At 69.0% G+C, this 26,638-nt stretch carries 26 protein-coding genes; 12 read left to right on the forward strand and 14 right to left on the reverse strand.

Going from position 1 to position 26,638, the window contains the following annotated elements; all coding sequences use genetic code 11:
- Positions 1 to 63 precede the first annotated feature (63 nt).
- From QU603_RS16125 to QU603_RS16135, 3 genes are all read right to left on the reverse strand, one after another.
- Positions 64 to 1,473 (reverse strand): sigma 54-interacting transcriptional regulator, encoded by a 1,410-nt coding sequence (locus tag QU603_RS16125; protein ID WP_308492401.1) that lies wholly within the window; start codon positions 1,471 to 1,473, stop codon positions 64 to 66.
- Positions 1,474 to 1,542: 69 nt separating this feature from the next.
- Positions 1,543 to 2,148, reverse strand: coding sequence for a class I SAM-dependent methyltransferase (locus tag QU603_RS16130; RefSeq protein ID WP_308492402.1), 606 nt, complete (start codon positions 2,146 to 2,148; stop codon positions 1,543 to 1,545).
- Positions 2,149 to 2,368: 220 nt separating this feature from the next.
- Complete coding sequence (locus QU603_RS16135) at positions 2,369 to 3,388, reverse strand: aldo/keto reductase (protein WP_308492403.1); 1,020 nt, start codon at positions 3,386 to 3,388, stop codon at positions 2,369 to 2,371.
- 111 nt (positions 3,389 to 3,499) lie between these two features.
- On the opposite strand from QU603_RS16135, the gene QU603_RS16140 reads away from it, so the two are divergent.
- Positions 3,500 to 4,108 carry a TetR/AcrR family transcriptional regulator gene (locus tag QU603_RS16140; protein WP_308492404.1) on the forward strand — a complete coding sequence of 203 codons (609 nt, stop codon included), beginning with the start codon at positions 3,500 to 3,502 and terminating at the stop codon, positions 4,106 to 4,108.
- A 79-nt stretch (positions 4,109 to 4,187) separates the two neighbouring features.
- On the opposite strand, the gene QU603_RS16145 is transcribed toward QU603_RS16140, so the two are convergent.
- Positions 4,188 to 5,093 carry an SDR family oxidoreductase gene (locus QU603_RS16145; RefSeq protein WP_308492405.1) on the reverse strand — a complete coding sequence of 302 codons (906 nt, stop codon included), beginning with the start codon at positions 5,091 to 5,093 and terminating at the stop codon, positions 4,188 to 4,190.
- 86 nt (positions 5,094 to 5,179) lie between these two features.
- Here QU603_RS16145 and QU603_RS16150 point away from each other — a divergent pair, with 86 nt between their 5' ends.
- Positions 5,180 to 5,746: a TetR family transcriptional regulator gene (locus QU603_RS16150; protein WP_308492406.1), complete on the forward strand. Its 567-nt coding sequence runs from the start codon at positions 5,180 to 5,182 to the stop codon at positions 5,744 to 5,746.
- Positions 5,747 to 5,754: 8 nt separating this feature from the next.
- Here QU603_RS16150 and dnaB read toward each other — a convergent pair whose 3' ends face one another.
- Positions 5,755 to 7,128: a replicative DNA helicase gene (gene dnaB / locus QU603_RS16155; RefSeq protein ID WP_308492407.1), complete on the reverse strand. Its 1,374-nt coding sequence runs from the start codon at positions 7,126 to 7,128 to the stop codon at positions 5,755 to 5,757.
- Positions 7,129 to 7,712: 584 nt separating this feature from the next.
- On the opposite strand from dnaB, the gene QU603_RS16160 reads away from it, so the two are divergent.
- Both QU603_RS16160 and QU603_RS16165 read left to right on the forward strand, forming a co-directional pair.
- On the forward strand, positions 7,713 to 8,843 hold the full coding sequence (locus QU603_RS16160; protein ID WP_308492408.1) for a hypothetical protein: 1,131 nt from the start codon (positions 7,713 to 7,715) through the stop codon (positions 8,841 to 8,843).
- Positions 8,844 to 8,929: 86 nt separating this feature from the next.
- Positions 8,930 to 10,561, forward strand: a complete 1,632-nt coding sequence (locus QU603_RS16165; RefSeq protein WP_308492409.1) for a chaplin family protein — start codon at positions 8,930 to 8,932, stop codon at positions 10,559 to 10,561.
- 384 nt (positions 10,562 to 10,945) lie between these two features.
- Here QU603_RS16165 and rplI read toward each other — a convergent pair whose 3' ends face one another.
- From rplI to QU603_RS16190, 5 genes are all read right to left on the reverse strand, one after another.
- A complete protein-coding gene (gene rplI, locus QU603_RS16170; RefSeq protein WP_308492410.1) occupies positions 10,946 to 11,398 on the reverse strand; it encodes a 50S ribosomal protein L9 in 453 nt (150 codons plus the stop codon).
- An 11-nt stretch (positions 11,399 to 11,409) separates the two neighbouring features.
- Positions 11,410 to 11,664, reverse strand: a complete 255-nt coding sequence (gene rpsR / locus QU603_RS16175) for a 30S ribosomal protein S18 (protein WP_029146075.1) — start codon at positions 11,662 to 11,664, stop codon at positions 11,410 to 11,412.
- 128 nt (positions 11,665 to 11,792) lie between these two features.
- Positions 11,793 to 12,305: a single-stranded DNA-binding protein gene (locus tag QU603_RS16180; protein ID WP_308492411.1), complete on the reverse strand. Its 513-nt coding sequence runs from the start codon at positions 12,303 to 12,305 to the stop codon at positions 11,793 to 11,795.
- A 5-nt stretch (positions 12,306 to 12,310) separates the two neighbouring features.
- Complete coding sequence (gene rpsF / locus QU603_RS16185; protein ID WP_308492412.1) at positions 12,311 to 12,679, reverse strand: 30S ribosomal protein S6; 369 nt, start codon at positions 12,677 to 12,679, stop codon at positions 12,311 to 12,313.
- 137 nt (positions 12,680 to 12,816) lie between these two features.
- On the reverse strand, positions 12,817 to 13,407 hold the full coding sequence (locus QU603_RS16190) for a TetR/AcrR family transcriptional regulator (RefSeq protein WP_308492413.1): 591 nt from the start codon (positions 13,405 to 13,407) through the stop codon (positions 12,817 to 12,819).
- Positions 13,408 to 13,528: 121 nt separating this feature from the next.
- Here QU603_RS16190 and QU603_RS16195 point away from each other — a divergent pair, with 121 nt between their 5' ends.
- Both QU603_RS16195 and QU603_RS16200 read left to right on the forward strand, forming a co-directional pair.
- Positions 13,529 to 14,314, forward strand: coding sequence for an SDR family oxidoreductase (locus QU603_RS16195; protein ID WP_308492414.1), 786 nt, complete (start codon positions 13,529 to 13,531; stop codon positions 14,312 to 14,314).
- A gap of 53 nt (positions 14,315 to 14,367) precedes the next feature.
- Positions 14,368 to 15,189 (forward strand): alpha/beta hydrolase, encoded by an 822-nt coding sequence (locus QU603_RS16200; RefSeq protein WP_308492415.1) that lies wholly within the window; start codon positions 14,368 to 14,370, stop codon positions 15,187 to 15,189.
- A gap of 90 nt (positions 15,190 to 15,279) precedes the next feature.
- Here QU603_RS16200 and QU603_RS16205 read toward each other — a convergent pair whose 3' ends face one another.
- A complete protein-coding gene (locus tag QU603_RS16205; RefSeq protein ID WP_308492416.1) occupies positions 15,280 to 17,496 on the reverse strand; it encodes a M64 family metallopeptidase in 2,217 nt (738 codons plus the stop codon).
- A 283-nt stretch (positions 17,497 to 17,779) separates the two neighbouring features.
- Here QU603_RS16205 and QU603_RS16210 point away from each other — a divergent pair, with 283 nt between their 5' ends.
- Complete coding sequence (locus QU603_RS16210; protein ID WP_308492417.1) at positions 17,780 to 18,859, forward strand: hypothetical protein; 1,080 nt, start codon at positions 17,780 to 17,782, stop codon at positions 18,857 to 18,859.
- The gene (locus QU603_RS16215) at positions 18,856 to 19,998 is read left to right on the forward strand and encodes a hypothetical protein (protein ID WP_308492418.1); all 1,143 of its coding nucleotides are present in this window, start codon (positions 18,856 to 18,858) and stop codon (positions 19,996 to 19,998) included. The genes QU603_RS16210 and QU603_RS16215 overlap by 4 nt, the downstream gene beginning before the upstream one ends.
- A gap of 19 nt (positions 19,999 to 20,017) precedes the next feature.
- On the opposite strand, the gene QU603_RS16220 is transcribed toward QU603_RS16215, so the two are convergent.
- Positions 20,018 to 20,725, reverse strand: a complete 708-nt coding sequence (locus QU603_RS16220) for a TMEM175 family protein (RefSeq protein ID WP_308492419.1) — start codon at positions 20,723 to 20,725, stop codon at positions 20,018 to 20,020.
- 45 nt (positions 20,726 to 20,770) lie between these two features.
- Between QU603_RS16220 and cds1 the strand changes: the two genes are divergently transcribed.
- From cds1 to QU603_RS16240, 4 genes are all read left to right on the forward strand, one after another.
- The gene (cds1, locus tag QU603_RS16225; protein WP_308492420.1) at positions 20,771 to 21,898 is read left to right on the forward strand and encodes an L-cysteine desulfhydrase Cds1; all 1,128 of its coding nucleotides are present in this window, start codon (positions 20,771 to 20,773) and stop codon (positions 21,896 to 21,898) included.
- A 63-nt stretch (positions 21,899 to 21,961) separates the two neighbouring features.
- Entirely contained in the window at positions 21,962 to 22,189 is a 228-nt protein-coding gene (locus tag QU603_RS16230; RefSeq protein WP_308492421.1) for a hypothetical protein, read from the forward strand.
- 7 nt (positions 22,190 to 22,196) lie between these two features.
- Positions 22,197 to 23,123 (forward strand): sugar kinase, encoded by a 927-nt coding sequence (locus tag QU603_RS16235; protein ID WP_308492422.1) that lies wholly within the window; start codon positions 22,197 to 22,199, stop codon positions 23,121 to 23,123.
- Positions 23,120 to 23,722, forward strand: coding sequence for a bifunctional 4-hydroxy-2-oxoglutarate aldolase/2-dehydro-3-deoxy-phosphogluconate aldolase (locus QU603_RS16240; protein WP_308492423.1), 603 nt, complete (start codon positions 23,120 to 23,122; stop codon positions 23,720 to 23,722). The genes QU603_RS16235 and QU603_RS16240 overlap by 4 nt, the downstream gene beginning before the upstream one ends.
- Positions 23,723 to 23,807: 85 nt before the next feature.
- Here the strand turns inward: QU603_RS16240 and QU603_RS16245 are convergent, their stop codons facing one another.
- Together QU603_RS16245 and QU603_RS16250 are read right to left on the reverse strand one after the other, a co-directional pair.
- Complete coding sequence (locus QU603_RS16245) at positions 23,808 to 25,523, reverse strand: dipeptide ABC transporter ATP-binding protein (RefSeq protein ID WP_308492424.1); 1,716 nt, start codon at positions 25,521 to 25,523, stop codon at positions 23,808 to 23,810.
- Positions 25,520 to 26,599 (reverse strand): ABC transporter permease, encoded by a 1,080-nt coding sequence (locus QU603_RS16250; protein WP_370655362.1) that lies wholly within the window; start codon positions 26,597 to 26,599, stop codon positions 25,520 to 25,522. Before QU603_RS16250 ends, QU603_RS16245 begins: the two co-directional genes overlap by 4 nt.
- Positions 26,600 to 26,638 lie beyond the last annotated feature (39 nt).

Here is a 26,638-nt window from a genome sequence, read left to right on the forward strand (position 1 = left end):
CTCCTTGCCTCGCTGACGGGCGGATGCCGGAGGTACGCCGGATGCCACGGGTCGAGATTGCGCTCAGCCATAGACGGTCTCTCCCCCGGCGCTCTCTTTGCCGATCAGCCGTTCGAGGTAGAGCGATTCGAGCAGCAGCTCGAGGGCGCCGGCGCGCTCGCCCGGTGTGTGCGCATCGAGCCGGCCGGCGACCCGGTCGAACAGATCGGACTCCCCCAGCACGGGCATCGCGGCCAGCACGTCGGCAGCCGGCACCTGTTCGCCGGTCATGACCGTGGCGGCCGCCGGTCCCCCCGACCTGCCGTGCAGCGCATCCACGAGCACGGTGGCGTCGATGCCGCTCAGATGCGCCCGGGCGGTCTCGGCCACCGCCGTGCGCAGCAGATGCTCGAGGATGGCCCGCTCACGCCCCTCCTCACCCGTCTCGAACTCGATCTTGCCGCCGAGCACGTCCACGGCCGTCTCGAGGTCGACGGGTCGGGCGACGGCCTCAGGCTCGTGCTGCCGCGTCGCGCGGTGCAGTGCGGCCGCCGCGATCGTCTCGGCACCGGCGATCGCGAAACGCGCAGAGACCCCGGCGCGCTGGTCCACGGCATCCGATTCCCGAAGGTTGCGGGTGAACCGCGCGAGGATCTCGAGCAGGTACTCCGGCACATCGGCGACCAGCTCGGCCTCCTGACGGATCACCGCCACCTCCTCGTCGATGGTGGGCGGGTAGTGCGTGCGGATCTCGGCGCCGAAGCGGTCCTGCAGCGGTGTGATGATGCGCCCGCGGTTGGTGTAGTCCTCGGGGTTGGCGGTGGCGACGATGAGCACGTCGAGGTCGAGGCGCAGCACATAGCCGCGGATCTGGATGTCGCGCTCCTCCATCACGTTCAGCAGCGACACCTGGATGCGCTCGGCCAGGTCGGGCAGCTCGTTGATCGCGACGATGCCGCGGTGGCTGCGCGGCACGAGCCCGTAGTGGATGGTCTCGGGGTCGCCCAGCGACCGCCCTTCGGCGACGCGGATCGGGTCCACGTCGCCGATGAGGTCGGCGACCGAGGTGTCGGGCGTCGCGAGCTTCTCGGCATAGCGCTCGGAGCGGTGGCGCCACGCGACGGGCAGGTCGTCGCCGAGTTCGGCGGCACGACGAAGGGATGCCGGTGTCACCGGCTGGTACGGATGCTCGCCGAGCTCGGACCCGGCGATGACCGGCGACCATTCGTCGAGCAGGCCGACGAGGCTGCGCAGCAGGCGCGTCTTGCCCTGGCCGCGCTCCCCCAGGAGCACGATGTCGTGGCCGGCGATCAGCGCCCGCTCCAGCTGCGGGATGACCGTGGTGTCGAACCCGTGGATGCCCGGCCACGGATCGGGTCCGTCGGCGAGCGCTGCCAGCAGGTTCTCGCGCAGCTCAGCGCGCAGCGGGCGATGCACGTGGCCCGATGCGCGCAGCTGACCGGTCGTGGTGATCTCGGGAGGCGATGAGGTCATGGGGAGAGGTTAAGCCGCGTGGGTCACGCATGGGCGGGTTTCACGGCATCCTCATCCGTCGGCTTGGCGCTACGCCGGGCCGAGCACGATCAAGCTCGCCGGAATCGAGCCCAGAGGCGACGTCGTCTCGAAGGAGGTGTCGGTGACGTCGACGATCCGCCATCGCTCTCCGAATGAGGCCACCGCCTCGGCCGGGGTCACTCCGGGAGGGCCCCAGGATCGTGCGGGGTCGGGCCGTACGGTCAGCAGCATGCACCGACCCGAGGGCGTGAGGACCCGCTCGGCCGATGCCGCATACCGGTGCCGGTCATGTGCGCCGAACATGTGGAACGTACCCGAATCGATCACAAGATCGGCGACCGCCTCGAGATCGGCGGGCAGGGACGCGGCATCCAGAACGTCGGCGACCTCGAACTGGGCGGCGAGCCCGGCGGCCGCAGCCTTCGCCTGTGCCCGCGCGATCGCCCGCGACGAGATGTCGAGCCCGATGGCCCGCGCACCGCGCCGGGCGGCCAGCAGCGTCTGCTCGCCGGTGCCGCACCCGAACTCGACGACAGTGCCGGCCAGCTCGTCCGCTGCGGCGAGGAACGCCGGCTGCGGGCGGCCGATGTCCCAGGGCGGGGTGCCCAGGTAGGTGCGATCCCACCCCGCAGCGATCGGATTGCCGTCGACCATGTTCTGACCGTAGTCCGACCGGAGCGGGGCGTATCGGATCAGCCCACACGACGCTCCGGTCCGGCGAAGCGCCGCATCTCGTCGGCCGTGAGCCGCGCGCGACCGTGGACGCCGTGGGCGGTGTTGAACCCCGACGGACTGTTCGCCGGGGGCCACTCGCTGCGCCGCGATACGGCGTCATGACCTCGCATCGCGGCGCAGCGTGAGCCCGGGCGGGTACCTACTGAGCCGACCGCTCCGCAACCGGCCGGCGGCGCAGGCTCGCCGAGACGATCGACGGCGTGTCGTACTCCTGGTCCATCCGTCCGATTCCGGTGCCGGGCGCGACGATCGCGTCGATCCGGTCCAGCACATCGTCGGAGAGGCTCACCTCCGCGGCGGCGAGCAGGTCGTCCAGCTGCTCGATCGTGCGGGGACCGATCAGCGCGGCGGTCACGCCGGGGTGGGCGATCACGAAGGCCAGAGCCATGTGGGTCAGCGACATCCCCGCCTCTTCGGCGAGCGGAATGAACTGCTCGACCGCATCGATCCGCCGCTCATCCCGCAGTGCCGCGAACCTGCGCGTGCGGAGCAGGTCGCTCTCCTGTCCGCGGCGCAGCCGGCCGGTGAGCATGCCGCTGGCCAGCGGACTCCAGATCACCGTGCCCATGCCGTAGCGCTGCGCGACCGGCAGCACCTCGCGTTCGATCGAGCGATCCAGTAGGGAGTAGTGCGGCTGCTCGCTGCGGAAGCGCTCGAGGCCCCGGCGCTGTGAGATCCACTGCGCCTCCACGATGTCGGATGCCGGCATGTCAGAGGTGCCGATCACCCGCACCTTCCCGCTGCGCACGAGATCCGTCAGCGCCGCGAGTGTCTCTTCGATGTCGGTGTCGGGGTCGGGGCGGTGCATCTGGTAGACGTCGAGATGGTCGGTCTGCAGGCGACGCAGTGAGTTCTCGACGGCGGTCATGATCCAGCGGCGTGAGCCACCCCGGCGATTGGGGTCATCCCCCTGCGCCAACGCGAACTTCGAGGCGAGCACGATGTCGTCGCGGCGACCCTTGAGCGCCCGGCCGAGCATCTCTTCCGAGTCGCCATAGGCGTCGACGGTGTCGACGAAGTTGATGCCGGCATCCAGGGCCCGGCCCACCATCGTGTCCACCTCGCGTTGATCTGAGTTGCCGAACGAGCTGAACATCATCGCGCCGAGGGCGAACGGTGAGACATGGATGCCGGTGCGGCCGAACGGACGATACTGCATGGTCTTCCTCCAAGATCACGGTCCCGCCGCTGAGCCGATATGCTCAGTGAAGCGGAACAGTCGTCCGCTACTATACGGAACATCGTTCCGCTTGTCACGCGGAGAAGTCGATTGAGTCAACCCATCGAGCAGCGCGTCGCGGCCCCTCGCCGCAAACGCGCCGACGCCGAGCGCAACACGGCGGCCGTACTCGACGCCGCCAAGGCGGTGTTCGCCGAGTCGGGCGTGGATGCGCCGATGCGCAAGATCGCGGCGCGGGCGGGCGTCGGGGTCGGGACCATCTACCGCAACTACCCGCACCGCTCGGATCTGATCATCGCGGTCTTCCGCAGGGAGCTGGAAGCCACCGCCGCCGAGGCGGACCGCCTGGCGGAGCAGTTTCCGCCCGCCCAGGCGCTGCGCCTGTGGGCCGAGCGCCTCGGCCGGTTCCTCGCCACCAAGCGCGGCTTCGCGAGCGCGTTGCACTCCGGCGACCCCGCATACCGGCCGCTGCCGGATCAGTTCCTCGGTGTGCTCGCTCCCAGAGTCCAGAACATCCTCGACGCCGGCGCGCGCGACGGCACCCTTCGCGACGACATGCGTGCCGAAGACCTCATCACCGCCCTCGGTAGGCTCGGCGACAGCCATCCGGGAGATTCCGCCGACCGTGCGCAGCGCATGACCGGCGTGCTGCTGGACGGCCTCCTGGCGGCCCACGCTCGGCCCGAGTCATCCGCCTGACGATGCCGCGGCCGCTGCCTCAGCGAGCGCCCGAGCCGGCGAATCACGCGAGCGATCCGCCGGCTGTGCACACTCGGGTTCAGGCCGCGTCTGCCCGCGGCACGTCGTAGCCGCCCGCGGCGATGTCTTCGAGCAGCGTCGGGTGCGTCGGCTCCCACCCGTAGCGGGCGCGCGTGATGTCGCTGGTCGCGGAGAAGTCCTGACCGAAGAAGCGGCCGATCCAGTCGAAGTGCTCGACGGCATCCTCCGCGGCGATGGATGCCGTCGGCACGCCGAGTCGCGCCCCGACCGCCTCGGCGATCACCTTGGTCGGCACTCCCTCTTCGCCGACCGCGTGCACGACCCCGCCCGGCTCAGAGGACTCGAGCGCGAGCCTTGCGAGGTGCGCCGCGTCATCCCGATGCACGGCCGCCCACCGCGCGCTGCCGTCGCCGATGTACCCCGAGACGCCATGCTGCCGAGCGATCTGCGCGATCGTCTTGATGAAGCCGTGATCTCCGCCGGTGCCGTGCACCGTCGGCGCGAATCGCAGGCTGAGCGGACGAATCCCACGACCGGCGAGCGCGAGCACATAGCGCTCGGTGGCCTGACGAAGAACCGGCCGCTCCCCGGCATCATTCTCGGTGGCAGGCCTGCCTTGCACGAGCCCCGCGACGCCCGATGCGATCGCCAGTGTCTTGCCCGAGCCCTCGAGCGCCGATGCGATCGCCTCGACCGCCGCTTGGTTGATGGCCGACGCCGTTTCGAAGTCGTTGAAGTCGTGGGTGAAGGCGAGGTGCACGACGCCGTCTGCCGCCGACGCGGCATCCCGCAGCACGTCGGGATCGGTGAGGGAGCCGCGCACGACGTCCGCGCCGAATGACGCCATCGCCTCGGCCGACGCATCGGAGCGGGCGAGCCCGCTGACCCGGTGCCCTGCGGCGATGAGTTCGCGACTGACGGCAGAGCCGATCCAACCCGACGCGCCGGTGATGAAGTACCGCATGATGTCCTCCTGAAATGGTCATGTCAGTTACTGACATGGGTACAGTAACACTGATGTCAGCATCTGTCATCAGATATCATCAGGGAATGGGGAGATGGGAACCGGATGCCGCGGGGCGGCTGCGGCGTGCCGCAGCCGAGCTGTTCGGCGAGCAGGGCCTCGAGGCCACGACCGTCGCGGCGATCGCCGAGCGTGCCGGCGTCACCGAGCGCACGTTCTTCCGCTACTTCGCCGACAAGCGCGAGGTGCTGTTCAGCGACCAGGAGAAGTTCGCGGCGATCTTCATCGACGGAGTGCACAGCGCTCCGCCAGACGCCTCCGCGCTGGATGCCGTCGCCGCCGGCCTGTACGCGAGCCTTGAGCTCTTCCAGCCCGAGCGACGCGCGGATTCGCGCATCCGCAACATGGTGATCGCCGCCAATCCCGGCCTCCAGGAGCGTGAGCTGCTCAAGATGGCCGGCGTGGCCGATGGGATGGCCGCCGCACTCCGCGATCGCGGCGTGGCGGAGCCGTCAGCCTCGATCGCGGCACGTGCGGGAATCGCGGTGCTCACCTCGGCGTTCGCCGCCTGGCTCTCCGACGGCGAGACACGCGAGCTGCCCGAACTGATCGCCGAGGGGCTCACTCAGCTGCGTGCGCTCGGTGGCGCCTGAGTGGGCAGCTACTGGAAGTCGCCCGCGGGAGCCATGTCGGCGAAGCGCGAGAAGTGGCCCTGGAAGGCGATCTCGATCGTCGCGGTCGGACCGTTTCGGTGCTTGGCCACGATCAGGTCGGCCTCGCCGGGCCGGCTGTCTTTGTCGTAGACCGACTCACGATGCAGCAGGATCACCATGTCGGCGTCCTGCTCGATCGAGCCCGACTCACGCAAGTCCGACACCTGCGGCTTCTTGTCCTGCCGCTGCTCGGGACCACGGTTCAGCTGCGACAGTGCGATCACCGGCACCTGCAGCTCCTTCGCGAGCAGCTTCAGCGCTCGCGAGAACTCGCTGACCTCTTGCTGACGCGACTCGACCCGCTTGCCGCTGGACATCAGCTGCAGGTAGTCGATCACGACCATCTTCAGCCCGACGCGCTGCTTGAGCCGCCGACACTTCGCGCGGATCTCGACCAGCGACATGTTGGGGCTGTCGTCGATGTAGAGCGGCGCGTCGTTGATGCGCCCGCGCACGGAGGCGACGGTCGTCCAGTCGCGCTGGTCGAGTGTGCCCTTGCGCATGTTCTGCAGCGGGATCGCGCCCTCAGCCGACAGTAGACGCATCGCGATCTCGCTGCGCCCCATCTCGAGCGAGAAGAAGATGGTGGGCATTTCGTGCTTTATCGCCGCCGACCTGGCAAAGTCCAGAGCCAGTGTCGACTTGCCCATCGCAGGTCGGGCGGCCACCACGATCATCTGTCCGGCGTGCAGGCCGTTGGTCAGGTCGTCGAGCTCGCGGAACCCGGTCGGGATGCCGGTCATCTGACCGTCGCGCCCGCGAGCGGCCTCGATCTCGTCGACGGCGGCATCGACGGCGATCGTCAGCGGCACGTAGTCTTCGGATGCCTCGACCCCGGTCACCCCGTAGATCTCGGACTGCGCACTGTTGACCAGATCGAGCGCCTCGCCCTGGCCGTTGTAGCCCATCTGCACGATGCGGGTGCCCGCCTCGACGAGGCGGCGCAGCAGCGCGCGCTCCGAGACGATCGATGCGTAATAGCCGGCGTTGGCGGCGGTCGGCACGATCGAGGTCAGCGTATGCAGGTAGTCCGCACCGCCGGCCCGTTGCAGGTCGCCGGTCTTGATGAGCTCGTCGGTGACCGTGATCACATCGGTGGGCTCACCGTGCGAGTACAGATTGAGGATCGCCTCGAAGATCAGCTCATGCTTGGGCACATAGAAGTCCGTGCCGCGCAGACTCTCGATGACGTCGGCGACGGCATCCTTCGACAGCAGCATCCCGCCCAGCGCACTCTGTTCGGCGAGGATGTCGTGCGGTGGCGTGCGCTCCGGTTCCCGCGGCGCCCCCAGGCGCTCATCGGAGATGTCCGCGATCGACACGTCGTCCGTCCTCTCCTGCTGGGCCGAGCTCTTGCCACGAGCGTTGGCTGCGCGTATGTCCTCTGGCGAATCATGATCCGAGTCGGATCCCTCGCCGTCGTCGATGGATGCCGCGGCCGCCCGTGAACACAGCAGATCACAGGCCTCAGACATCCCTCCTCCACGACGGATGCCTCCCCCGGTCGAGCCAGTGACCCACGCTAGATACGACCCGCGAAGGGTGCAACTCGCCCTGTGGATAACTATGTGGAGAGATTGCGAGAAACGCCGCGAGTCCTGTGTACAGCGCCTGTGGACAACACCTGTGTAATTCGCGAATTCAGACTTTTTTCTAGCTACTGACCAGGGCTTTCAGGATTCACACCCTGTGGATGAAACTCTACTTCAAGAGCGAGTTGAAGGTTCCCACGAATGCGGGAGTTATACACAAGTCGACGCAGACCACAAGTCCGCGCGCGCGAAGGCGGCGACATCCTGGGAATCCACTGGACAGGCACGGAGCCGAGAGGTAACGTATGCAGTCCAGGCACCCTCATCGCGCACGCATCCGTGTGCGCAGGCATTGCTTCTCGGGGGAGGTGAGCGTGACCCTGTCACCGCTGATGCGGCGAGCGACGGTGCTCGCTGTCGCGGGCGTTGCGCTCGCGTTCGCCTGGATCCTCGCAGCCGTCCTGTTCGGCCTCGCCGCGAATGGCGCCCACGCCGCCGATGACTCCGACGGCTCCCCCACGCACGGACTGTCGAGCCTCGTCGGGTCGGTGCTCGGCACCGTCGACGACACGGTCTCGACCGGAACCGCGAGACTGACCGCCGTCACCGACGCTGTTGACGGCACCCTGGGCTCGGTCACGGATGCCGCAACCACCACCGTCACGACCGCGCCGGTGATCGCACCCGTCGTGAAGGCCGTGACCACGATCACCAAACCCGTGCTTGCGCCGGTCGAGAAGGTCGTCAAGCCGGTCGTCCAGCCCGTCACGACAGTGATCGACAAGGGAGTCGTCACATCAGTCGTGCAGCCGGTCACCTCAACGCTGACAACGGTCGTGAAGGCTGTGGCGCCCGTCGTGTCGGCCGTGGAGCAGGTGCCCGTGGTCGGCGATGTCGTCTCGTCGCTCGATCTGAACGGCACGCTGCAGCAGACGACATCGGCGCTCGGCGACACACTCACCACCGTGACCGGAGCGGTCGACCACGTCGCCTCCGGCACAGCTGCAACGGTGACCGAGCCCGTTTCCACCCTTCCCGGCGGCTCGATCCTGCAGCCGGCACAGCCGCCCGCTGGAGGCGTCGGCGGGCCCGGTCTCCCGTCAGTGGGCATCCTGCCCGGCCAACTCGGCTCCGGCACCGCCGCGCCTGGCGCGAGCACCGTCGGATTCGCTGCGATCGCGGCGGTTGCAGCATCCACTGAAACGGCGACGGCTGCGTGGTTCCACGCGGTGACGGCCGTCAGCGCCGTGGGTGCGGCGCTTGTTCCGCGCACGGGCCCGGGAACGGCATCCTTCCCGCCCGTCACCGGGGACTCTTTCGGCCTCGGGGCATGTGCTCCGGCCGGTTCCTGTCTGTCTGGCTCCGGTGGTTTCGGAGCCGGCGTCGCGGCTGTGATGGCCGTCGGCTTCCTCTTCGCGCACCGTGCCTGGACGCGCAGCGGACGACTCGACGATGCCCATTCACCGGTCGCGCCGACCTACGCCACCGACGTCTCTCCTGACTGATCGCTGAACCTGCCGCCCCGTTGCGGCCATGGTTCCCGCGCGCCTTCGCCCGCGGTCGATTCGATCAGTCCAGGAAGGACTTTCTCATGAATACGTTTGTCAAGCGCGCCCTGTTGGGCACGCTTCTTGCCGGGGGCATCACGCTCGCCGGCAGCATGGCCGCCAATGCGGCCGAGACGACGGGGGACGGCGGAATTCTGTCGGGAACCCAAAGCGTCATCTCACTCAACGCTCCCGTGAGCGTCGTCGGCAACGCCATCTCGGCGATCGGCGACACCCTCGCGGGAACGACTGACGCCGCGCCGGCCACACAGCCGGCCGATACGACGTCTGCAACTCCGTCTGCGACCACGTCCGGCCAGGAGGGCACCGGCTCGGGGTCGCAGGCGGCCATCACCGTCCGCGCGCCGATCACCGTGACCGGCACTGCGGTTTCGCTGATCGGCGATCCCACCGCCGAGAACTCGGGTTCGTCGACCACCGCACCGGCCCCGGCGCCGGCACCGGCACCGGTCGCCGTCTCGACGTCGGGTGCAGACGGTGTGCTCTCGGGCACGCAGGCGCCGATCGGCATCGATGCGCCCGTCACCGTGAGCGGCAATGCGATTTCGCTCTTCGGCGACAGCCAATCGGCGACGACGCAGGCACCGGCGGACACGACCGACGCGACGGCGGATGCCGCAACCGCTCCCACCGCCTCGTCGGAGGCGATCACCGACGGCACCGACGGCGTAGCCAGCGGCACGCAGGTCGACGCGCCAGTCACCATCCCAGTGGCCGTCGACGGCAACGCCCTCTCCGCGATCGGCGACAGCCAGGCCACCGGGACGACAGGCACCACTCCGGCATCGGACACCGGCCAGCTCGGCGACGCCTTCACCGACGGCACCGACGGCCCCCTCAGCGGCACCCAGGCGCTCGCACCCATCACCGCACCCATCACCGCCAGCGGCAACGCCCTCTCGGTGATCGGCGACAGCCAAACCACCGGGACGACAGGCACCACTCCGGCGCCAGCCGCCAGCCAGCTCGGCGACGCCTTCACCGACGGCACCGACGGCCCCCTCAGCGGCACCCAGGCGCTCGCACCCATCACCGCACCCATCACCGCCAGCGGCAACGCCCTCGCCGTGATCGGCGACAGCCAAACCACCACCACCGGGGCGACAGGCACCACTCCGGCAGACGGGACGACGCTGGGCGGCCTTGGCGGTCTTGGCGGTCTTGGGGAGATCCTCACCTCGGGCACCGGCGGGATCCTCAGCGGCACGCAGATCGCGCTGCCGGTGAACGTCCCGATCACGATCGGCGACAACGCGATCTCGGTCATCGGTGACAGCACGACCGTCACCGACCCCGGCGCCCCGGGCACCAACCCGGGCACGAACCCGGGCACCAACCCCGGCACCAACCCCGGCACGAACCCCGGCACGAACCCCGGCACGAACCCGGGCACCAACCCCGGAACGAACCCGGGCACCAACCCGGGGACCAACCCGGGGACCAACCCCGGCACCAACCCGGGCACCAACCCGAGTGGACCCACCATCGAACCCGCAGCAGTGACGGACACCACACAAAACCTCGCCGCTCCGGTTTCAACGACTGGAGAGCTCGCCGAAACCGGCGGGGCACTGCCGATGGGTGCGCTCCTGGCCGGACTCGGGCTCCTCATCCTCGGAGCGCTCCCCGCACTCCGCAGGCGCCGCACGGCGTAAGGACTCGGGTCGCGCGCGCACATGCCTGGGCACGCGCGACCCGGCCTGAAGCGATTGCGGCAGATGCCGCGGGTCGTCCCAGAACACGGCCCGCGGCATCCATTGCGCCGTCTCAGTGAGACTCCCCTGCCTGGCGCCGCCCGCCAGCCCGCCAGCGCGACAGCGCGCGGCACCGACCCTCATGCTGCACTTTCCTGCTGATGCGCTCCGTTTTTCCTGGCGCATCAGCAGGAAAGTGCAGCTTTCGCCCCGGGGTCCAGGCGGGTCCGGGCCGGGTCCGGGGCGGTCTCCGACCTGGGCCGGACGACGCGCACAGTCCGACCCATGCACACGCAAAGGGCCGCCGACCCGAAGGTCGACGGCCCTTGTGCAGCGGGCGCAGCCTTACTTGGCGGCGACGACCTGCAGCGTGATCACGGCGGTCAGTTCGTCGCGCAGACGAATCGTCGCCTCGTGCTCACCGATGGCCTTGATCGGCGCGGTGATGTGGATCTTGCGCTTGTCCAGGTCGCCCAGACCGGCGGCCTTGACCGCGTCGGCGATGTCGCCGGTCTTGACGGCGCCGAACAGACGGCCTTCGGCACCGGCCTTCATGGTCAGCTTGACCTTGTTCGACTCGAGGGCGTCCTTGAGGGCCACGGCCTCTTCGTGGTCGTGGATCGCACGGGAGTCACGGGCGGCGCGAATCGACGCCACCTGCTTCTCGCCACCGCGACTCCACGTCACCGCGAAACCCTGGGGGATGAGGTAGTTGCGGGCGTACCCGTTCTTGACCTCGACCACGTCACCGGCGCTGCCGAGACCTGCGACCTCATTCGTGAGAATCAGTTTTGCCATCAGGGTGCTCCTTAGCGGCCGGCGCCGGCGTAGGGCAGAAGGGCCATCTCGCGCGCGTTCTTGATGGCGCGGGCGATGAGGCGCTGTTCCTGCACGGAGACACCGGTGATACGACGGGCGCGGATCTTTCCGCGCTCCGAGATGAACTTGCGGAGGGTGGCGACGTCCTTGTAGTCAATGACGCCGACACGGATCGACTTCGCGGGAGCGGCGTTCTTCGCGCCCTTCCGCGGCTTGCGGCGGTCGCCGCTCGACTTTCCAGCCATGTTGTTTCCTTGTATTGATTGAGATCAGATGAGAATTCTTTGCGAGGATGCCTCGACCGGGCGCTCTGGTCGCCCTGCGCGTTTCGACTCGCTCGCGCTGCGCGCGGGCTCTCTCAACGAGCGGCAGATCAGAACGGGGTGTCGTCGCCGTAGTTGCCGGGCGTGCTCCAGGCGTCTGCGCCACCGGCACCGCCGGTCGCGCCGCCGTTCGAGGACCCGGGGGTCGCCCACGGCTCTTCGGACACCTGCTGCTGACGCTGAGCGCCACCGCCCGACGAGGCCGCGCGCGTGACCTGAGCGGTCGCGTAGCGCAGCGAGGGGCCGATCTCGTCGACCTCCAGCTCGATGGACGTGCGGTTGTTGCCCTCGCGATCCTGGTAGGAGCGCTGCTTCAGGCGACCGGATGCGATCACCCGGGAGCCCTTGGTCAGCGAGCCCGCGACGTGCTCGGCGAACTCGCGCCACACGCTCGCGCGCAGGAACAGCGCCTCGCCGTCCTTCCACTCGTTCGCCTGACGGTCGAAGGTGCGCGGCGTCGACGCGATCGTGAAGTTCGCGACGGGCAGGCCCGACTGCGTGTAGCGCAGTTCGGGGTCAGCCGTGAGGTTTCCCACGACGGTGATGATCGTCTCGCCGGCCATCGTCGTTACGCCTTCGCGCCTGCGGTCGCCTTGCGGGCGGCCTTCGCTTCGGAGCGCTGCTTCTCGGCGGCGACCTGAGCGATCGCCTCTTCGGCGCGCAGCACCTTGGTGCGCATCACGAGCTCGTTCAGCTTGAGCTGACGGTCGAGCTCCTGCGTGGCCTCGCTGGTGGCGGTGAAGTCGACGACGGCGTAGATGCCCTCGGTCTTCTTCTGGATCTCGTACGCCAGACGGCGGCGACCCCAGATGTCGACATTCTCGATCGTTCCCTTGGCATCGGTGATGACCTTGAGGAACTTGTCCAGGTGCGTTGAAACCTGGCGCTCATCGATCTCGGGGTTCAAGATGACCATGAGTTCGTACTGGTGCGTCACTAACCCACCTCCTTCGGACTAGAACGGCTCGCGGGGATTTCCCGTGAGCAGGAGGGTGTGTTGCACGTCATCCGACGCATGTCACGCCAGACAACCTTGACAGTCTATCGGATGCCGCGCCCTGCCGCCGACCGTCGTCACCGCTGGTCGACGAGCGCCCACCACACGGAGTCGAAGACGCCCTCGGTGTCGTGGAAGCCTTCCAACGACGAGGCGACCAGGGCTCCCGTACGCATGGCCAAGAGCACCTCTGCTGCAGCATCGGGCGCGGGGTGACCGAGTTCGCGCAATGCGTCGGCCATGACGTCGCGCAGCCATGCCCGGTGGCGATCGACGACACCACGCACGCGGTGCTCGGGGTCGCTGTACTCGGCTGCTGTGTTGATGAACTCGCTGCCGCGGAAGCCCTCGGACGCCATCCCCGCCTTCGCGTGCGACACGATCTCGTCCAGCAGCGCACGAGCTCCCCGGCGCTCGCGCGTGGCCGTCAGCCGGCGACGCGTCTCGGCGGCCTGCGCGTCGAGAAACGCGATGACAAGGTCGTCTTTCGTCGGGAAGTGCCGAAAGAAGGTTGCACGCGCGACGTTCGACTCGGCGATAAGCCGGTCCACGCCGACTGCCCGGATGCCCGTGGATGTGAACAGCGCGGTCGCCGTCGTCAGGATCCGGTCCCGCGCGGCCGATGGCGCGCCGGTGGATGCTGTTGCCGTCGTGATCTGTTCGACCATCGATCTCCCCCTTGCCCACGCCGATCTTCAGGTCCATACTGTCATCTGACCAGATAGACCAGTCCGTCTACCATGATCGGGATTTCGCACCCTCTGCGTGGGTCGACGATAGGCGAACGGGATGGACCTTCATCTGGCGGGCACCAGAGCAGTCGTCACCGGGGCCAGCAAAGGCATCGGCCTCGCGGTGACGAAGACACTCGTCGACGAAGGCGCGGAGGTCGTCGCCGGCGCCCGGACTCTCAGCGCAGAGCTTGCCGACCTGGTGGCAGGCGGCAGGGTGCAGTTCGAAGCCGTCGACCTGTCCACAGCCGACGGCCCGGCAGATCTCATTCGTCGCGCCACCGACAGCGGCGGGTTCAGCATCCTGATCAACAATGTCGGGGCCGTGACGCCTCGGCCGGCGGGTTTCGTCGCCGTCTCGGATCAGGAATGGCTGCAGACGCTCAATCTGACACTGATGGCCGCCGTCCGGGCGCTCCGTGCCGCGATCCCACAGCTGATCCGCAACGGAGGCGGCAGCGTCGTGACGGTCGATTCCGTCAACGCTATGCTCCCCGACCCCCTCGTGATCGATTACTCGGCTGCGAAGGCGGCGCTGGGCAATCTCTCGAAGTCGCTCTCGAAGGAGCTCGGCGGTAAAGGCATCCGGCTCAACACCGTCAGCCCCGGCCCGGTCGAGACCGCGTTGTGGCTGGGTGAGACGGGAGTCGCTCGCACCGTGGCGGCGGCGGAGCACGCCACGCCGGCAGACGTGGCGGCGGCCGCTGCTGCCCAAGCAATCACGGGCCGATTCACGCGTCCGGATGAAGTGGCCGACCTCGTCGTCATCCTCGCCAGCGGCCGCTTCGGCAACGTGACCGGCGCCGACTTCCGCGTCGACGGCGGGCTCATCCAGACGCTGTAGCCCATCCCGCACGCACGGGCACAGAGCGTGCGGCCACAGAGAAGGAGCAGTTCATGTCAGAGACAACCCCCGCGAAACGCTTACCCGTGATGTTCATCCACGGACTGTGGATCCATGCAAGCGCGTGGCGCGCATGGCAGGATCTGTTCGAGGCATCCGGCCATGCCACGTCGGCCCCCGGCTGGCCCGGTGACGGTGAGACGGTCCAGGCCACGCGAGACCATCCGGAATCGCTGGACGATGTCGGCATTGCCGCGATCTGCCGCCACTACGCCGACCTGATCGACGACATGCCGGTCAAGCCAATCGTGATCGGCCATTCGTTCGGCGGGCTGATCGCCCAGGAACTGCTCGCGAACGGATACGCGACGGCCGCGGTTGCGATCGATCCGGCACCTGTCAAGGGCGTCAAGATCCTTCCCTTCTCGCAACTGCGCTCCGCGTTCCCAGTGCTGGGCAACCCCGCGAACCGCAAGCGCACGGTCGCCCTGACGGCCGAACAGTTCAAATACAGTTTCGGAAACACACTCAGCGACGAAGAGTCGAATGCGTTGCATGAGGCGTGGGCGATCCCCGGTCCAGGACGCCCCCTGTTCGAGGACGCGACAGCGCCCTTCGTCCGCGACTCGCCCGCTGCCGTCGACACGCACAACGCGGTCCGCGGTCCGCTGCTGCTGATCAGCGGCACCGAAGACCACACGGTGCCGCTGAAGGTGACCGAGGCCGTGGTCAAGCTGTACGCCGACAACCCGTCGCGCACCGACTTCATCAAGGTCGAGGGCCGTGGGCATTCGCTCACCATGGATGCGGGCTGGACCGAGGTCGCGCACCTCGTGCGCGAATGGATCACCGAGCGTGAGCCCGCCCTCGCCTGACGTACCCGCCGCCTGCAGACGTCACGCGCAGAAGACCCTGCCGCCCCCGGCCGTTGCGGCACGGGGGCGGCAGGGTCAGCCGTCCGTCGCTCAGGCGTGGCAGGCGTACCGGTTCTGCGGGATGGTGATGCTCACCGGTGTCGAGCCGGTCGCAGCGATCGTGATCTCGCCGTTCTCGACGGCGAGGCGGTCGGTGCCGATCGTGGCCGTTGCGGTGGACCCGGCAGCGATGCTGCCCAGGGCAGCACTGCCGATCGCGCCCGTCGCCGTCGCGGCCACAGCATCCGTGCCCGTGTTCGTGACCGACACGTCGACGCCGATGCGACCATCGCGGCACTGTGCGAACGCCGTGGCCGACAGCGTCGGGTCGACCGACGCCTTCGGATCGCGGACGGTCACACGGAACGTGCCGGCGCCGGCGATATTGCCGGCCGCATCGATCGAGCGGTACTCGATCTCGTGCGTGCCGTAGCCGGGAGTGCGCTCGTGGAACGGCGACAGCGAGATGCCGTCCGTGCCCAGGTTGCCGTAGATCAGATCGTCCACGTTCAGCCCCGTCGGCGTGAACCGGAAGGGCGCAGTGGAGTCGCTCGGCCACCCGTAGTAGTGGTGCCATCCGTCACCGTCGACACGGAACTCGCTCACGATGTAGCCGTCCTGGTCATCGGTTCCCTTGAGGTCCATCGTGAAGGTGTCGTCGGCGACGTAGTGCCGCACTCCGTCTGCGTCCACGTCGGATGAGACCGCCTCGCCGATCTCCGGCTCGGTGCCGGGTGCGGCGTTGTCGACCTTCCAGCGCACTTCGGCCATCGCATGGCGGTCGGTGCGGTCGAAGACCGACACCTTCACCGTCGCCCCTGCCGGCAGCTGCTGCGTCGACAGGTCCAGCTGCGGTCCGCGGGCCAGCAGTGCGCCTCCGGGCGTGCCCTGGTCGATCCGCCACTCGATCACCTGACGATCGCTGTTCGGGTGGCTGGTGTGCACCCACAGCATGTCCTTCGCGCCGACCGGGGCGTCGTTCGGCGAGTGCCGACGGATCATGCCGGCTGCGACATCCTCGCCCGAGAAGGCCTGGTCACCGACGGTCCACGAGAGCGTCTCGGTCATCTTGGACTCGCGCAGCTGCGGATCGCGCACGAACTCGGTCGGGTCGACGATGCGCGCCTGAACGACGTCACCGGGCTTCGCCTTGATCGCGTCCATGTCCACGACCCGGTCTCCGCGAACGGCAGAGACCTCGGTGCCGTTGACCGACCACGCGACATCGAGCGCGTGATAGACGGGATAGACGGTGTCGACGTAGATCTTGCCGTCACGCGCGACGGGCGCATCGGTCGGGGTCGACTGGTCCACCAGAGAGATGGACGCCGAGATGTTCGCGGCCACGATCTCGCGCGAGACCTGGTCCATGTAGAACCCGAGCGACTTCATCATGCTGTGCTGGCTCGGACGCCAGATGCCGGTGCTGTAATACTGCCCGCCTTCGTAGCGGTCGATCACGCCGCCCGACTCGCTGAAGTCGCCGAGCCAGCGCCACCACTTGCTCTGGGTCTGCGCCATCTGATCGACCGACATGATCGTGTGGTGCTTCGACGATGGCTCGCCGCCGGTGTAGTCACCGGTCGTGACACCGCGGCTGTAGTAGTCGTATTCGTCCTGCAGCTTGCCGAACGAGTGGCCGAGCTCGTGGGGCGAGATAAGCGCCGACATCGCGTTGTTCGCGCTGGCCGTGGCGTACGATCCGCCGGCACCGCCGTACAGCGAGCTGTTCGACAGGGCCAGGATCTGGTCGGCCTTGGGCGCCAGCGCCGCATACTTCTTGGCGGCGGTGTTGTTCATGACCAGCAGTCGCTCGACACCGCTGGTGCGGCACCCGCTCCAGAACTGCATGTTCAGGGGCGTGTTCAGCCGCGTGCCGTTCGGACCGTCCTCGCATGAGGTGCCCGAGTCCACTGAGGGGATCTGCACCGCGTAGACGTTGATGTAGTTCTTGTAGCTGCGATAGGGCTCCAGGCTCCACATGACGTTCAGGTGCCGCTCCACGGCGGCGTCGAACTGGTCCATCTCGCCGGCGGTGAACCCGTCGCCGAGGACGACGAGGTTCCATCGCTTGGCCGGGTCGCCGCTGATGTGGACCGGGACCACCGTCGCGTCGTCGACACTGTCGTCGGCAGCGGCGGCAGGAACAGCTGTCGCGGTGGCCGGCGACGGTGCAGCGGTGGCCGCCGCGGTCGGGGTCAGCGCCACGCCGACCGCGAGAAGAGCCGCCAGCGCCACGCCTGTGCAGGTGTGCGTTCGAGTACTCAAGAAAGCCTCCTCATCGAGGTTTGATCGGTACGCCATAGGTTATCGAGAGCATCCGCGCCGTTCGGGTCGAATCTTCGACCGGTTCTGATCGACGATCGGCACCATTGGAAGGCTCCCCTCCTCGCCCGCCGCCCGCCGGGCTGCGTGGGAGTGTGCGTGCACGGCTGCGGGGATCGGCACCGCCACGCCGGGCGGCGTGCGGACCGAGCGGCGTGTCGATCGGAATCCCCGCAGCTGTGCACGCGTCGCCGGCACCGAGGGCGCCGCCCGGTAGCGTGGGCGGATGGAGTGGACGCAGGATGTCGCGGTCGGCGACTGGCTTCGCGAGCGCATCGACGACCCCTGGCGGGGAACAATGCACGACGCCGTGCCGCGCGGGTTCGCCGCCTACGCGCGCGTCTTCCACCCGGCATATCGCGAGCGTCCGGTCGGGCGCGCGTGGCCCGCAGACGGCGAGGATGCCGGGGCCCGCGCCGCGTGGGAGGCATTCACCGCCGACGGCCCAGAGATCGACACCGAACGTGTGCGGTGGGCAGAGGTCGCCCGCGCCTTCGGCACCACCATGCACCCGACCGCGCAATGGGGAAGGCTCATCGGCCGCACCGAGCCCTACGGCAGCGGAGCCGGGCCGCGCGACACCGACGGCTGGCGTTACGACGCACCGCGCGAAGGCCACCTGGAATCCACCGATCTGACCGCGCTCGCGCAGATCCTGCAGGCGCACACGACGACGCCGGATGCCGGAGGCATCGCGATCTGGGAAGGCTGGGGCGGCCTGGTCGGCACGATGCAGGTGGCGCCGTCCGGTCTGTTCGGCGGAGGCACGTTCGGCGGAGGCCTGCCTCGGCGCTACGCCGAATACACGCCGGTCGACCAGACCGACGGCGACGCAGCCGCCGACGCGCCCGACGGCCACGACGATGCCGGCTCGCCCGACGCAGTCGCCAACCGGCACCGCAGGTTCGTGTCGCTGTCTTTCCGCGACTTCTTCAACAACCCGTTCCAGAAGCCGACGTGGCAGCCGGGCGTGCTGTCGGACGAGATCTCCCGCGGCCCGCGCTTCACCCTGCCGAACCGCGACTACGTGCTGTTCCACGGCGGCATCGCCGAGTTCGCCGACGACCACTGGGCCGAACACGTGCCCTGGCAGCACGCGTCCGGGTGGCCCGACCCGGCCTCTCCGAGCCTCGTCTGGCCCGACGACCGCGCCTGGGTCCTGGTCACCGAGATCGACTGGGACTCAACGATCGTCGCCGGCACCGCCGACCTCGTCGCGGCGATCGTCGCCGACCCTCGGCTGGAGGTTGCGCAGATCCCGGCCGACGCCGATCTGGCCTGGGACGGCGACGAGGTGAACCGATGAGGCAGGCCACGGCATCCTTCGATCCCCGACCGCTGACCGACCCGGTCGACAAGGCAGCCGCGCGGGCCTTCGCCCGGCAGCTGCGCGCGAACGGCGGCGGACGCAGTGGGCAGCAGATCATCGGCATCGTCATGATCGTCGTGATCGCGGTGATGTTCCTCTCAGTCGGCAGCACGGTGTTCGTCGGGTTCATCTCAGCCGCCACGAGCATGGGCGGCGGCCTGGGAGGACTGTTCGCCATCGTGCCGATCATCATGGTGCTGGTGTTCGTCGGCGCGCTGGTAGCGGCCATCGCGCACCTGGTGCGGGGCACCGGCGCAATCCGCACGTTCCGGCTCGCGAACTTCGCCCGAGCGAACGCGATGACCTACGACCCGGGCATGGCCGCGCCCGAGCTGCCGGGCATGATCTTCCAGGTGGGCAGCAGCCGCACCTCGTCGGACCTGGTGCGCGGCGACCAGCCGCGCTTCGTCGAGTTCGGCAACTACCGCTACACGACGGGGTCGGGCAAAGAGCAGACCACACACCGCTGGGGATACGTCGCGATCAAGCTCGACGTGCCGTTGCCGAACATCGTGCTGGACGCCACGAGCAACAACGCGCTGTTCGGATCGAATCTGCCCGCCTCGTTCTCGCGCGATCAGCGGCTGAGCCTCGAGGGCGACTTCGACAAGCACTTCGCCCTGTACTGCCCCGAGGGCTACGAGCGCGACGCGCTGTATCTGTTCACGCCCGACATCATGGCGCGCTTCGTCGACCATGCCGCGGCCCTGGACGTCGAGATCGTCGACGACTGGCTGTTCCTGTACGCGCAGCGCGACCTGTCGACCCTGGACCCGGCGACGTGGGCGTGGCTGTTCGCCACCGTCGGCGCGATCCTCGACAAGATGGCGCAGTGGGCGCGCTGGCGCGACGACCACGCGGTGCGGGATGCCGCGGCACCGGCCGCCGCGGTGCCCGCCGCCGGCACGGCATCCACCCCGGACCACCCCTTCGCCGCACCCGCCATGCTCACTCCCCCGCCGCCGATCGTCGCCCCGAGGGGACGCCGCCTGCGGCGCCGCGTGCCGGTCGTCACGTTCGTGATCGCCGGCATCTTCCTGGTCGTGTGGGCGTCGATGTTCTTCCGGATCATGTGACCGATCGGCCTGCGACCGGTCAGTGGCGGGCGCGTGCCCGCTTCGAGCCGCGAGGCCGAGCCCCCAGCAGACGCGCGAAGATCCGATACACGGGGCCGGTGAGCATCATGAGGAACAGCGCGAGCAGACCCACCGCCGGAATCAGCGAGACGGCAAGCGACACGACGAACAACAGCGCCGTGGTGATCTCGCCCGCGATCGCGCGGCGCAGCTCCGGTCCGGGCACGTCATGCAGCCACGGATTCGCCTGCAGCACGAGGCACTGGGCCAGCATCAGCAGGCTCGCCGCGAACATGCTGCCGATGTAGACGATCTTCACGAGCGGATCGTTGGTGCTCATGCTGCCGGTCATCGCCGTGGCGATCGGCATCCACACGATCGTCAGCAGCCAGGCGCAGCTGACCCACAGCAGCGCCGTCGAGACACTGTGCACGCGGGCGAACAGGTGGTGATGGTTGAGCCAGAAGCTGGCGATCACCGCGAAGCTGATGACGAAGGTGATCAGCTGCCACTGGTGCACGTCGAACCAGTGCGCAGCCCCTCCGCCCTGTTCTGAGACGCTGGTCACGCTCTCCATGAGCGGCAGGATCAGCAGCGTCATCGCGATCGCGACGACCGCATCGATGAACGCCTTGGCGCGTTCGGCGCCGAACATGCGCTGCAGGCGCGCCGCCGGCGGATCACTCTCGTGCGGTGTCTCAACCTCGGGGCTGTCGTCACTGGTCACGGATCAGATGCTAGCGACTAGGCTCGCAGCGGACGAGGAGCGAAGATGCACGATCTGGACCAGGCACGGCGTACACGCGCATGGGTGAGCGAGGCGGTGCGCAAGGTCGAAGCCGACGCGAACCGCTCCAGCGACACTCATCTGCTGTCGGTCCCCCTGCCCGAGGACTGGGGCATCGAGCTGTACCTGAAAGACGAATCGACACACCCGACCGGCAGCCTCAAGCACCGGCTGGCCCGCTCGCTGTTCCTCTACGGTCTGTGCAACGGCTGGATCGTCGAGGGCACGACGATCGTCGAGTCCTCGAGCGGATCCACGGCCGTCTCGGAGGCCTATTTCGCCCGGATGCTGGGGCTGCCCTTCGTCGCCGTGATCCCGCGCACGACCACGCAGGAGAAGATCGAGCTCATCGAGTTCTACGGGGGCCGCTGCCATTTCGTCGACGACGCGGCCCGCGTGTACGACGAGGCTGCGGGCCTTGCCGCCGAGTCGGGCGGGCACTACATGGACCAGTTCACCTTCGCGGAGCGGGCCACCGACTGGCGCGGCAACAACAACATCGCCGAGTCGATCTTCGAGCAGCTCGCGCAGGAGCGGCACCCGATCCCGCGCTGGATCGTCGTGGGTGCGGGCACGGGCGGGACGAGCGCGACGATCGGACGATACGTGCGCTACCTGCGGCATCCCACGCAGCTGTGTGTGGCAGACCCCGAGAACTCGGCGTTCTTCGAGGCATGGGACACCGGCTCACGCGACGTGCACACGACAGGCGCGAGCCGCATCGAGGGCATCGGCCGCAACCGCGTCGAGCCGAGTTTTCTGCCGCAGATCGTCGATCACATGGTGCAGGTGCCCGATGCCGCATCCATCGCTGCGATGCGGTTCCTCGCAGCGCGCACCGGCTTTCGCGGCGGTGCGTCCACCGGCACGAACCTCTGGGCAGCATTCGGGCTGATTGCCGACATGCTGCACCACGGCGAGACCGGCAGCGTGGTTTCGCTGCTGTGCGACCGCGGCGACCGGTACCGGCACACGTACTACGACGACGCCTGGGTCGCCGGACGCGGACTCGACCTGGCCGAGCCGGCCGCCGTCCTCGAACGGTTCATCGTCTCGGGCGACTGGGCCAGAGAGCCGCGCGCTCCCGCGGTGACACCGGCGAATCCACGGTGACACCGGCGAATCCATGGGGATTCGGCGAGTCCATACCCCGTGGCCCATGGACTCGCCGAGTCCATGGGGAGTCGGCGGGCGGATGTCGGCGGCGGATTCGCCCCGCTCATCTGCGCCGCCCTCGTGGCCGCAGCAGGTGGCGCATTCTGGCCCGTGGTGGTCTACTCGGGAGTGATCGCCGTCGTCGGCGTGATCGCCACCCTGGTGGCATCCATCCGTCCCGATCGGGAAGGATCGGAGAGGCTGCACGTGCTCGCGGCCACCACCAACATCCCGACCGTCAAGGTATGACACCTCTATGAACACTGCATCAACCCCGCGCCTGATCACCCTCGGCGAGACCATGGTGATGATCACGCCCGCCCATGCGCAGCCGCTGGCGACCGCACACGAGCTGCGCCTGCACGTGGGTGGCGCTGAGTCGAACGTGGCCTGCCACGCCGCGGCTCTGGGCGTCGACACCGCGTGGGTCAGCGCGGTGGGCGGCGACGTGCTCGGCGAGCGCGTGCGCGCGACGGTCGCTGCGCGCGGGGTGGATGTCCAGTGGGTGCGCACCGACCCGCACGCGCCGACCGGCGTCTATTTCAAAGACCCCGGCAACGGCGTGCTCTATTACCGCCGCGGTTCGGCGGCGGCGCAGATGGGGCCGGCCGTCGTGGCCGACGTGCCGCTGGAAGACGCCGCCGTCGTGCACATCTCGGGCATCACCCCGGCGCTGTCGGCCACCTGCGCCGCGCTGATCGAGACGATCGCCGAGCGGGTCGGCGGCAGCGAGGCCCTGCTCAGCTTCGACGTGAACCACCGCGCGGCGCTGTGGGGCCAGGGCCAGGCGGCCTCGGCGCTGCTCGCGCTCGCGCGCCGCGCCGACCTCGTGTTCGTCGGACTCGACGAGGCCGAGACCGTCTGGGGCTGCACGAGCCCCGACGCCGTGCGCCGGCTGCTGCCGGAACCCGCGGTGCTCGTGATCAAGGACGGGGCTGTGGGAGCGACGGAATATGCGCGGGCGGGCGGCAGTGGCGACACCCTGACGTTCGTCGCGGCGATCCCCACCGACGTCGTCGAACCCGTCGGTGCCGGCGACGCGTTCGCGGCGGGCTACCTCGCCGCGTTCATCGGCGGCGCCGATGCCGCTGCGCGGCTGACCGCCGGGCACGAGCGCGCCCGACTCGTTCTGCGCTCGACGAGCGACTTCGTCGACGAGACCTCTATGGAAGGACTGTCATGACAGACAACTCGATGTTCGATGAGATCCTGGGCGGGATCCCGCTGATGGCGATTCTGCGCGGAATGGGCGTCGAGCGCAGTCTCGCCGTCGCGACCACCGCGTGGGACCTGGGCATCGAGGCCGTCGAGGTGCCCGTGCAGACTCCGACCGACGTCGAGGCGCTACGCGTGGTCGCCGAGGCCGCCGCCGCCCGCGGCTTTCGCGTGGGCGCCGGCACGGTCGTCACTCCCGAGCACGTGCGGCAGGCCAAGGACGCCGGCGCCGCGTTCACGGTGAGCCCGGGCTTCGACGTCGAGGTCGTGCGCGCTTCGCATGACGCGGGGCTCCCGGCCCTGCCGGGAGTGGCCACGGCGACAGAGGTGCAACGGGCGCTGCGCGAAGGGCTGACCTGGATGAAGGCATTCCCGGCATCGCTTCTGGGCGCCGGCTGGTTCGGGGCCATGCACGGTCCGTTCCCGCAGGCCACGTTCGTGGCGACGGGGAGGATGGATGCCGCCGCCGCTCCGACGTTCCTCAAGGCCGGTGTGCGGGTGGTGGCCGTGGGCTCGGCGCTGGAAGACCCCGCGCAGCTGCCCGCACTCGCACAGCTCCTGGCCTGAGCGGCACGATGGACGACACCGAGCTGCTCACAGCCCGCAGGCCGCGCCGCCGGCGGCCGCTGCGCTCCACCGGCGGCCGCTGTGCTCAGTCCTGGTCGGCGGCCTCGGCCGCCACCCAGGCCGCACGGCGGGCGGCCTGCTGCTCGGGGTCGGGCACCGGAATGGACGCCAGAAGCCGGCGCGTGTAGTCGTCCTGCGGGTCGCCGAGCATCTGCACGGTCGTGCCCTGCTCGCGGATCGTGCCGCGCCGCAGCACGACGATGCGGTCGGCGACCTCATCGATCACGGCCAGGTCATGGCTGATGAACAGGCAGGCGAAGCCGAGCTCGCGCTGCAGCTCGTCGAACAGCTCCAGCACGCGCGCCTGCACTGAGACGTCCAGCGCGCTGGTCGGCTCGTCGGCGATCAGCAGCTTGGGATCCAGGGCCAGCGCCCGCGCCAGCGACGCGCGCTGCCGCTGCCCGCCCGACAGCTCGTGCGGAAAGCGGTCGCCGTAGGTCGTGGGCAGGTGCACGGCATCCAGCAGCTCGTTCACCCGCGCCCGCGCCGCACGCGGGTTGGCCGCCCGACCGTGCACGACCAGCGGCTCCGCGATGCACTCGGCGATCGACAGCAGCGGGTTGAAGCTCGTCGCCGGGTCTTGGAAGACGAACCCGATATCGGGGCGCAGCTTCTTCAGGTGCCGCGGCTTCGTGCCGCGCATCTCATGCCCGAGCACCTTCAGCGAGCCGTCCACGACCTGGGTCAGCCCCACGATCGCGCGCCCGATGGTGGTCTTGCCCGACCCCGACTCGCCGACCAGGCCCAGCACCTCGCCGGGGGCGATCCAGAAGTCGACGCCCTTGACCGCCACCACGCCCGCGCGCCCGAAACGCCCGGGGTAGGCGATCTGCATGCCCTCGGCCACGACCAGCGAGCCGTCGGGCGGAGCGGTCGGGGCCGCCGTCGCGGCATCCTGTGTCGCGCTCTTTCCGCGCCCGACGTGGGGCACCGCCTCCAGCAGCTTCTTCGTGTACTCCTCGCGCGGTGACGCGAACAGCTCCGCGGCCGGCGCCTGCTCGACGATGTCGCCCTGGTACATCACCACCACTCGGTCGGCGAGGTCGGCGACCACGCCCATGTTGTGCGTGATCAGCACGATGGTCGCGCCGAACTCGTCGCGCGCCGAGCGCAGCAGGTCGAGTATCTCGGCCTGCACCGTGACATCCAGTGCCGTCGTCGGCTCGTCGGCGATGATCAGACCCGCGTCCAGCACCAGCGCCATGGCGATCACGATGCGCTGCTTCTGCCCGCCCGAGAACTGGTGCGGATAGTCGTCGACGCGCGTCTCGGGCTCGGGGATGCCGACCCGCCGCATGATGTCGATCGCGCGGCGCCGCGCCTCTTTCTTCGAGACGCGGTGGTGGGCGCGCAGACCCTCGGCGATCTGGTAGCCGACGGTGAACACCGGGTTCAGCGCGGTCGAGGGCTCTTGGAACACCATCGCGGCGTCCTTGCCGCGCATCGCCTGCAGCTGTCGGTGGTTCGCGTGCACGACATCGGTCTCGCCGCCCTCGCGACCGTGGATGACCAGCGCGCCCTGCAGCGTCGCCGTCTCGGGCAGCAGGCCCAACAGGGCGTTCGCCGTCACGGTCTTGCCCGAGCCGGACTCGCCCACGATCGCGAGCACTTCGCCGGCGTGCGCCTGCAGCGAGATGCCGTTCACGGCGACGACGGGGTCGCCGTCGGTGGCGAACGTCACCTTGAGATTGCGAATGGATGCCGCGTCCTGCGCGGCGGGAACGGAGACGTGAGCGCTCACCGGTCGGTCCCCTTCGTGTCCTGTGCCCCGACCGGTTCGGCGTCCGGCCCGTCCTCAGCCGCCACGCGTGCGACGGCCAGTCCGTCCTCGACGTCCACGGATTCGGGATCCACGGCATCCTTCGCCACGCGCCGCCGGCGACGCAGCCGGGGGTCGCTCAGGTCGTTCAGGCTCTCGCCCACGAGGGTGATGCCCAGCACGACCAGAACGATCGCGACGCCGGGGGGAACGGCCGTCCACCAGATGTGACTGGTCACGTCCTGCACCGACCGAGACAGGTCGTAGCCCCACTCGGCGGCGGCCGTCGCCTCGATGCCGAACCCCAGGAAGCCCAGGCCGGCAAGGGTGAGCACGGCCTCGGACGCGTTCAGCGTGACCACGACCGGCACCGACCGCATCGAGTTGCGCAGCACATGGCGCACGAGGATGCGCAAGGTCGGCACGCCGATCACCTTCGCCGATTCGACGAACGGCTCGGACTTGACCCGCAGCACCTCGCTGCGCACGACCCGGAAGTACTGCGGCACGAACACCACGGTGATCGAGATCGCGGCGGCCAGTATGCCGCCCCAGAGCTTCGACTGACCGTGGCTGATCACGATCGCCATCACGATCGCCAACAGCAGCGACGGGAACGCGTAGATCGCGTCGGCGACCACCACGAGCAGCCGGTCCACCCAGCCGCCGAAGTAGCCCGAGAGCAGTCCGACGAAGATGCCGATGAAGATCGAGAACAGGATCGCGCACAAGATCACCAGCAGGGCGGTCTGGGCTCCCCAGATCGTGCGCGAGAGCACGTCGAAGCCACTGACGGTCGTGCCCAGAAGGTTCGTGGCGTTCGGGGCCTGCAGTGTGCCGAAGTCGTGTCCGTCGACGGTGCGCTGGGCGAATCCGTACGGTGCGATCAGCGGGGCGAACGCCGCGACGATCACGAACACCCCGGTCAGCACCAGGCCGACGACGAACATCGCGCGCTGCCAGCCGACACTGTGCTTGAGGTGCGAGATGACCGGGATGCGGTCACTCCACGGCGGACGGCCGGGCAGGGTGGAGGCGGGCATGACGCCCGTGGGCATCGGGTCCAGCACGCCGGTGGGTGTGGGGTCCTGTGCAGT

Origin of the sequence: Microbacterium terrisoli, from assembly GCF_030866805.1 — a bacterium.
Lineage (GTDB): Bacteria > Actinomycetota > Actinomycetes > Actinomycetales > Microbacteriaceae > Microbacterium > Microbacterium terrisoli.